The sequence below is a fragment of the Pseudomonas quasicaspiana genome, from assembly GCF_021147825.1.
Classification (GTDB): Bacteria; Pseudomonadota; Gammaproteobacteria; order Pseudomonadales; family Pseudomonadaceae; genus Aquipseudomonas; species Aquipseudomonas quasicaspiana.
Genome location: NZ_JAGTPI010000044.1, coordinates 43,335 through 51,397, shown reverse-complemented (window position 1 = coordinate 51,397; position 8,063 = coordinate 43,335). Strand labels below are relative to the sequence as shown.

Genomic DNA, 8,063 nt, shown 5'->3' with positions numbered 1-8,063 from the left:
ATTTAATTCCTTTTCGTAGCTGCCTACGGGTGCTTGGCATTTTCCGCCATCGCAGCCTTCGGCAGCTCCTACCAGTTAATGTGTGTCAGGACTACAGATCCAACAAGCGGTCGGCGATCAATCCCGACGCAACGCTCTCTACCGACCCGACCAGAAATACCGGGCCCATGCCATCCCATCGAACTGTCACTGTTCCGCCATCGCATTCGACCTCAACGGTATTGTCCAGCAAGCCACGCCGAATGCCGTTGACCGCAGCACCACACGCGCAGGACCCCGACCCGAGGGGAATACCACCGCCCCGTTCCCATATACGCAACCGGATGTGCTTGCGGTTGATAATCTGGACGAAATGCACGTTGGTCTTGAGCGGAAACAAGTCATTGGTTTCAAGGGCCGGACCGATTTTCGCGATATCAACATCAGCCAGATCATCGACAAAATAAGTGCAGTGCGGATTGCCCATGCTGCAGGCCGTCGGGCGACCGGCAAGTGGCAGCACTACAGAATCCAGTTCCAGAGACAGCGGAATATCTGCCCAACCAAACAGCGGCTTGCCCATGTCGACCGCGATATCACCGGTCGACGTTCGCTCGCACGCCAACAAGCCGCGATTGGTGCGTAACTTTACCGACGTTACATCCGCTTCGCGCATCAACAAATCCGCAACACCTCGCGTAGCGCTTCCGCACGCGTCTAGAGAAGAGCCATCGGCGTTCCAGAATATCAAGCGCGCCGCGGCATCTTCGCAATCGAGCAACACGGCGAGTTGATTGAAGCCGAGCCCTCGATTCCGGTCACCCAATCGGCGGGCGATGGCACTGGTGAACGGGTTGGCGGCGTTTCGCGTGTCTACAATGACGAAATCATCGCCATTGGCATGCATTTTATGAAAACCAAGCGGCATCACTGGATCCTGCGACAAGACGTGGAGATGATGTTTTAAGGGTATTAGTCCACCACAAACAACCTGGCGCCCGTTGTGGTGAACGAGCGATGTCCTTCGGCGTCATTACTGACCTGATAGCTCATACCCGCAGTGAGCACGAATTGGCGACCATCCTCAAGCTCGGTGTGCAATTCACCCTCAAGGCACAGCAGGATATGGCCTCTCCAACACCAGTGATCAGCCAGATAGCCTGGGCTGTATTCCACCATACGAACGCGCACCGCGCCAAACTGACAAGTGCGCCAATAAGCAGTACCGGTTTCACCGGCATGTTCTACAGGTTCGATTGTCGACCAGTCGGTTGTACCAAACGGGAAAGCGGTGAGTTCAATCATGGCTGGCTCAGAACAGGAGGGATGCAAACCGTATCAGCCCCAAGGAATGACCGACAGATACAGATTGCTTGTAGTCGCGAGATACAGAGCCCCCCCCATCCATGGCTGTTTGTGGGGCAGCAAAAATCAATCAGCATCCTGCCGCGCTTGGTAACCAGAAGCTACGGCGCATTGCGTGCCTCCATGAGTTACCGATAAGCCATACCGCGCTTACTCTCGCGAATCGCTGATCATCGCACTTATCCGCGCAGCCATGGTTTCGACCAGAAACGGTTTGGTGAGTACGGCCATCCCGGGAGCAAGGTGTCCATTCGCAAGAATCGAGCTTTCTGCATAGCCGGTGATAAACAACACTTTCAGGTTCGGTCTGGAAATCCGCGCCGCATCCGCCATCTGGCGTCCGTTGATTCCGCCAGGTAGCCCGACATCGGTCACCAGCAGGTCGATGCGAACATTGGATTGCAGCAATTTCAATCCGGCCGCGCTGTCCTTGGCTTCAATTGCCACAAAGCCAAGTTCTTCAAGGATGTCGGTGACAAGCATGCGCACCGTAGGCTCGTCATCCACCACCAGAACTGTTCCGCCGTGGTCGGCGCGATTGAATGCCGAAGGCGCAGCCAGTAAATCTTCGTCTGGCGTCTCACCGTGGTGCCGAGGCAAGTACATGCACACCTTCGTGCCCCGATCGACTTCCGAGTAGATCCGGACCTGCCCACCCGACTGCTGGGCGAACCCGTAAATCATCGATAACCCCAACCCCGTGCCTTCACCAATGGGCTTGGTCGTGAAGAAAGGCTCAAACGCACGCCCGACGATCTCAGGTGGCATGCCATTACCCGTATCGGTCACGGACAGCGAGAGGTACTCCCCGGCAGGTATCTGATGCTGTTTGGCGGCACACTCGTCGAGCCATGCGTTGGCGGTCTCGATGGTAATGCGACCGCCGTCTGGCATTGCGTCACGCGCATTGATGCACAGATTCAGGAGGGAGTTTTCAAGCTGAGAGGCGTCAACCAGCGCCCCCCAAAGCTCAGGCATATCGGCTACATCAATCGTAATGCCAGGGCCCACCGTGCGCTGAATCAGTTCAAGCATGCCTCGAACGAGTACGCCTACATCCGTGGGTTTGGGGTCAAGAGTCTGGCGACGCGAGAAGGCCAGCAATCGATGGGTCAGAGCAGCAGCACGCCGAGAGGCACTCTGCGCCGCTACCATGTAGCGTCCCACATCCCCAAACCGTCCCTGCTGCATTCGGGTCTGCATCAACTCGAGTGATCCGGAAATCCCCGCCAGCAAATTATTGAAATCGTGCGCCAAACCGCCGGTCAATTGGCCTACGGCCTCCATTTTCTGGGACTGGCGCAGCCGCTCTTCCGCCTCCGAAAGCTCAGCGGAGCGCTCGGCGACGCGCTGCTCGAGCGTTTCATTGAGCCTGCGTAACTCGGTAATTGCGAGGTCGCGTTCTGCTTCGACAATACGTCGTGCTTCAACGTCTATCAAAACGCCCGGAAAGCACTGAGGGGTGCCATCTGGCGCATGATCAACGCGACCGTTGGCTTCCAGCCAATAATATTTGCCGTCAGCACGCCGCACTCGATATTGGTGAGCATAGAGGCCGCCTCTGGCAATAGCCTCGTTGATAGCCCCGGCCAGTCCGGCCTGATCATCAGGATGGACAGTGGCAACAATCTGAGCAAGCGGGATACCTTCCCTGCCAAGCGCGGGATCCAGGCCAAATGCGTGGGCGAAAGCATCATCTACCGTAAAACGGTCGGTTGGCAGATCCCAACTCCAGGTACCAATGATTGCCCGGGCAGCCAGTGCAAGCTCTACGCGCTGGATATTTTCCTTATTGAGCGCCTCGCTGACACGCAAGCGCTCCTCGGCGGCGCGCCGTTCGGTCATATCAAATACAAATCCCGGAAAACTGGTGGGCTTGCCGTCGATATCGGTTTCAACACGCCCATGAGCGTCGAGCCAATAATACTTCCCGTCTGCGCGTCTCACCCTGTACTGATGGGAGTAGGTTCCACCGCGGTTAACGGCCTCTGCGATAGCGGCATCCAGCCCTGGCCGGTCTTCGGGGTGCACATTTTCCAGAACCCTTTCGATGGGTAGGTCAGCCTGTATCAGGCTTGAATCAATACCGAAAGCAAGGGCAAAACCAAGGTCGATAGTGAAACTGTCACGCGCGGGGTGCCAATTCCAGGTCCCGATCACTCCCCCGGCGGCCAGGGCGTTGCGTTGGTGCTCGTAATCCCGATGAGCCTCAACCTCGCGCGCGCACCGGCTCTCGGCTTCGGCCAGTCTCGCCCGAAGTTCATCGTTCTCAATCCTTAGGGAATAAATCTCGTTAGACACGCTGGCCATCTCAGACAAACTGCGCTGCTTCGGCCAGGGCCGAAACTGGATGCAGGTAACCAGGTGAACGTTTGAATGAGCTGCGGGGCAAGCAGACAGGCTGGCGGCAATGGATGTTCATGCCTTGAATGTTCCTATTACGCAAGTAATTGCCATATTACACGGGTGGCACAATGCCGTCCCCGGTTGAAGATGGCGGCGAAGCAAGGCACATGTATTTTCCGACGAGCACCCATTCCCGTTGTGCTCGGGCTATTGCCGGGGCTCTGGTAGACTTCAGCCTTTCGAACCCCTCGCGCTGAAATTCCGCGTCTCATTTACCGCTTCCAGGCGGTGATCATTGCGCAGTGACACGCTCGAAACTGGGAAAAACACGCAGACCAAAATGCAGACACAATTCGCTTCAAACCCTTTAAACACAGGCCCTGAACCCTCCCGCCGCTTCAGCGTTGCCCCAATGATGGACTGGACTGATAGACATTGCCGATTCTTCCTGCGCCTCCTCTCCAAGAACGCTCTGCTCTACACCGAAATGGTTACCACCGGCGCGCTGCTCAACGCTGACCCACATCGCTTTCTCCAGCACGACGAGGCGGAGCATCCGCTGGCGTTGCAGTTGGGGGGCAGTGTCCCGGCGGATCTGGCGGCGTGTGCGCGGATGGCCGAAGCAGTGGGTTATGACGAGGTGAATCTGAATGTCGGCTGCCCGAGTGATCGGGTTCAGAACAATATGATTGGTGCGGTGCTCATGGCGCATCCGCAGTTGGTGGCTGATTGCGTAAAGGCGATGCGTGATGCGGTGTCGATTCCGGTGACGGTCAAGCATCGGATCGGGATCAATGGTCGTGACAGCTACGAGCAATTGTGTGAGTTTGTCGGCACCGTTCGCGACGCGGGTTGCACCAGTTTTACGGTGCATGCGCGGATTGCGATTCTTGAGGGCCTTTCCCCCAAGGAAAACCGTGATATCCCGCCGCTGCGCTATGACGTTGCCGCGCAGCTGAAGCGTGATTTTCCTGATCTGGAAATCATCCTCAATGGCGGTATCAAGACCCTCGAACAATGCCAGGAACACTTGCAGGTATTCGACGGCGTAATGTTAGGTCGCGAGGCGTATCACAATCCGTATCTGCTGGCCGAGGTCGATCAGCAGTTGTTTGGCAGTGAGGCACCGGTGATTTCCCGGGCTGAAGCGCTGGCAGAAATGCGCCCATACATTGCCGCGCACATTCAGAGCGGCGGTTCCATGCATCACGTTACCCGTCACGTGCTGGGCCTCGGCACGGGTTTCCCCGGCGCCAGACGCTTCAGGCAGTTGCTGTCGGTGGACATCCACAAGACTCAGGATCCGCTGGCGCTACTGGATCAGGCGGCCGGGCTGCTGGAAGGTCGCTGAAAGCAGGGAACAAGCGCGGCGGATAGCGCTCCAACCAGTCTGGATCGAGTTTTCGCCCGCCCGGGCAACAGGCCGCCCTGTTCTGGCGCGGCGTTATGCTTAGCGCCCTTGAGTGGGCGCCATCGCTCGGGTAATGTCACCTAACCGCACAGGACAGAGCACGCTCATGACTTCCAAGCTGGATCAACTCAAAGCATTCACCACCGTTGTTGCCGACACCGGCGATTTCGCAGCCATCGAAAAGCTCAAGCCGGTCGACGCGACCACCAATCCTTCCCTGCTGCTCAAGGCCGGCTCCAGCGACAGCAACGCTGATCGCCTCAAGGCAGCCTTCAGCGGCGCCAATGGCGATATCGGTCTGGCATCTGATCGTTTTGCCGTCGCTATCTGCCAGGAAATTCTCAAGGTTGTTCCGGGCCGCGTTTCGACTGAAGTCGACGCCCGCCTCTCTTTCGACACCAATGGCTGCATCGAGCGCGCCCAGCGCCTGATCGATATGTACGAAACGGCCGGCATCAGCAAGGATCGCATCCTGATCAAGCTGGCTTCGACCTGGGAAGGCATCCGCGCCGCCGAAGTACTGGAAAAGAAAGGCATCCAGTGCAACCTGACGCTGCTGTTCTCCTTCGCCCAGGCCCAAGCGTGTGCCGATGCTGGCGTATTCCTGATTTCGCCGTTCGTAGGCCGTATCTACGACTGGTACAAGAAGGCTGAAGGCAAGGATTATGTGGGCGCGGAAGACCCGGGCGTGAAGTCTGTGACCCGCATCTACAACTACTACAAAGCCAACGACTACAAGACAGTCGTTATGGGTGCCAGCTTCCGTAACCTGAGCCAGATCGAGCAATTGGCCGGTTGTGATCGCCTGACCATCAGCCCGGACCTGCTGCAGAAGCTTGCCGAAGATACCGGCACGCTGGAGCGCAAACTGAAACCGGGCAATGCCGGTGAGCCGCGCGTAACGCTCAATGAAAGCGAATTCCGTTGGGCGTCCAACGAAGATGCGATGGCGACCGAGAAACTGGCTGAAGGTATCCGTCAGTTCGCTCGCGATCAGGAAAAACTGGAAGCGTTGCTAAGCGCCAAGGTCTGATCCAGAACGCTGAAAGACTAAAAGGGCGGCATCCTCACGGATGCCGCCCTTTTTGCTGCGCTCCTCACCAGTGGATCAGTGACGTTCGAGGGCGTTGACCAGGTCGTGGAAGGCTTCGCGATTGGAGTCATTGAGCCCCATCAGGATCTTGTGCGCTTCCAGCACCTTGGCCTTGACCACCTCTTCGCACTGGTCCTGAGACGGCAGGTCCGTCAGGCACTCAGGGCACGGAATCGGACGATCAACGATATTGAACACTTGATCGAAACCCATCGACTGCAGAAGCCGGGTGATGTCTTCGTGGGTGGTGACCAGCGTTGGCAACAACCCTACTTTTTGACGCGACAGGATCGACAGTTTGGCCAGCAAGCCAAGTGTCGTGCTGTCTATGCTGCGGGTTTCGGTCAGATCAATTACTACCGTTGAAAAATTCAGCGCAGTGAAGATCCGCTCAATAGTCGCATCCAAAGCCGAACATAACGTCAGACGCACTTCCCCGACAAACTTGAGGACAAACGTGCCTTCCTGCTCGGCGAACTGGATTCTACCGGTACTCATTCAAGGTTCCTGCTCAACACTAACAAGGCGATATCATCCGGCATCTCCCCTAGCGTGGCCAATCCAAAAGTCTGGCGCAAGCCATCCAGGCTGCCGCCCGCCGCCTTTACCAGTTCAGGTAGTGCGGCTTCTTTCTCTTTGAGTGTATCACCGGGAAGCAAGTCCAGAATGCCATCAGACAGCAGGGTCAGACTAAACGACTCGGGCAAGTCGATCACATGATCCTGATAGGTGGCTTCGTTGAACAGCCCTACGGGCAAACCGCGACCTTGCAGGTAGCGTGCTTCACCCGGTGTATACAACACAGGCAACGGCAGATGACCGCCGACTGCGTACGTCAGTTGCCCCGACTCCTCGTCAATCACACCGCCAACCATCGTTACATGCTTGCCCAGCTTGCAACTGATCAGGCCGCGGTTGATGTGGCCTAGAACGTCAGAGGGCTTGAATTCCGGTAGCGTACCACCACGCTTGGATTCGAACAGCAAGCGTGTGGTCATGAACTTGAGCAGCACGGTGATGAACGCCGAAGAAGCGCCATGCCCGGAGACATCCGCGAGATAGAACGCAACGCGGCGCTCGTCGACGCGGAAGTAATCAACGAAATCACCCGACAGGTAAAGCGAGGGAATGATTTCGTGAGCGAAATTGAACTGATCGATCGACCACGGGCTGATCGGCAGCATGTTCATCTGCACCTGTCGACCGGCATCTTGGTCTTCCTGGAGCAGATGCAAGCTTGCTTCCAGCTCGCGGTTTGCGGTTTCCAGCTTCTTGCGATACTGCTGGTTCTCCTGCAGCAGACGCGCACGGTCAAGTGCGCGACGCACCGAGTGCTCCAGCACGGCCAAGTCTTCCAGAGGCTTTATCAGGTAATCCGCAGCGCCCAGGCGGAGCGCCTCGACAGCGTCATTCATCACGCCTGCACCCGACACCACGATTACAGGCGTTTCCGGCGCGATGGCCGTCACCTGACGAATCAGCTCAAGCCCGCCCATTTGCGGCATGCGCAAATCGCAGATCACCAAATCAGGCTTGTCCTGCTCGAATATCTGTATGCCCTCCAAGCCGTTATTTGCTTGAAGGACGCTGAAGCCACTGTCTTCCAAATAGGCGGCAAGGCTCGCTCGCACTACTTCGTCGTCATCGATTATCAGCAGCGTGGCACTGGTTTTCTGCATGTGGGCAAACGGCGCCAGATAAGGTTGGCGTAAGCACCCCGGTTCACGGGTCTGCGTACTGGATTCGCTTCTAGCCACTCTGACCGCACGACCGGACTTGTGATCCCGTAACTGGCGTTTCAGAGGTGCCCTTCAAGGCGCAGACGGTACTCCCATCCGACGGGCGTTTCAAGCACGCGGCAGTCCCGAC

Annotated in this window: 7 protein-coding genes; 2 read left to right on the top strand and 5 right to left on the bottom strand. The window is 57.2% G+C overall.

Annotation, left to right across the window (positions count from 1 at the left end):
* Window positions 1-91: 91 nt before the first annotated feature.
* The 3 genes from dapF to KDX30_RS21480 form a co-directional block, all read right to left on the bottom strand.
* Window positions 92-907 (bottom strand): diaminopimelate epimerase, encoded by an 816-nt coding sequence (gene dapF, locus KDX30_RS21490; protein ID WP_231677433.1) that lies wholly within the window; start codon window positions 905-907, stop codon window positions 92-94.
* Window positions 908-951: 44 nt separating this feature from the next.
* Window positions 952-1,281 (bottom strand): DHCW motif cupin fold protein, encoded by a 330-nt coding sequence (locus tag KDX30_RS21485; RefSeq protein ID WP_027898278.1) that lies wholly within the window; start codon window positions 1,279-1,281, stop codon window positions 952-954.
* 213 nt (window positions 1,282-1,494) lie between these two features.
* Complete coding sequence (locus KDX30_RS21480) at window positions 1,495-3,645, bottom strand: PAS domain-containing protein (protein WP_231677432.1); 2,151 nt, start codon at window positions 3,643-3,645, stop codon at window positions 1,495-1,497.
* Between the two features lie 385 nt (window positions 3,646-4,030).
* Between KDX30_RS21480 and dusA the strand changes: the two genes are divergently transcribed.
* Entirely contained in the window at window positions 4,031-5,041 is a 1,011-nt protein-coding gene (dusA, locus tag KDX30_RS21475) for a tRNA dihydrouridine(20/20a) synthase DusA (protein WP_231677431.1), read from the top strand.
* A gap of 166 nt (window positions 5,042-5,207) precedes the next feature.
* On the top strand, window positions 5,208-6,134 hold the full coding sequence (tal, locus tag KDX30_RS21470) for a transaldolase (RefSeq protein ID WP_027898269.1): 927 nt from the start codon (window positions 5,208-5,210) through the stop codon (window positions 6,132-6,134).
* 75 nt (window positions 6,135-6,209) lie between these two features.
* Here the strand turns inward: tal and rssC are convergent, their stop codons facing one another.
* Together rssC and rssB are read right to left on the bottom strand one after the other, a co-directional pair.
* Entirely contained in the window at window positions 6,210-6,692 is a 483-nt protein-coding gene (rssC, locus tag KDX30_RS21465) for an anti-sigma factor antagonist RssC (protein ID WP_027898268.1), read from the bottom strand.
* Entirely contained in the window at window positions 6,689-7,873 is a 1,185-nt protein-coding gene (rssB, locus tag KDX30_RS21460) for a two-component system response regulator RssB (RefSeq protein WP_027898267.1), read from the bottom strand. Before rssB ends, rssC begins: the two co-directional genes overlap by 4 nt.
* Window positions 7,874-8,063: the final 190 nt, after the last annotated feature.

What these genes read in the sequence shown, in the direction of transcription:
- dusA (WP_231677431.1), top strand. Translation starts at nt 4,031, where the DNA reads ATGCAGACACAATTCGCTTCAAACCCTTTAAACACAGGCCCTGAACCC.
- rssC (WP_027898268.1), bottom strand. Translation starts at nt 6,692, where the DNA reads ATGAGTACCGGTAGAATCCAGTTCGCCGAGCAGGAAGGCACGTTTGTC.
- rssB (WP_027898267.1), bottom strand. Translation starts at nt 7,873, where the DNA reads ATGCAGAAAACCAGTGCCACGCTGCTGATAATCGATGACGACGAAGTA.
- tal (WP_027898269.1), top strand. Translation starts at nt 5,208, where the DNA reads ATGACTTCCAAGCTGGATCAACTCAAAGCATTCACCACCGTTGTTGCC.
- dapF (WP_231677433.1), bottom strand. Translation starts at nt 907, where the DNA reads ATGCCGCTTGGTTTTCATAAAATGCATGCCAATGGCGATGATTTCGTC.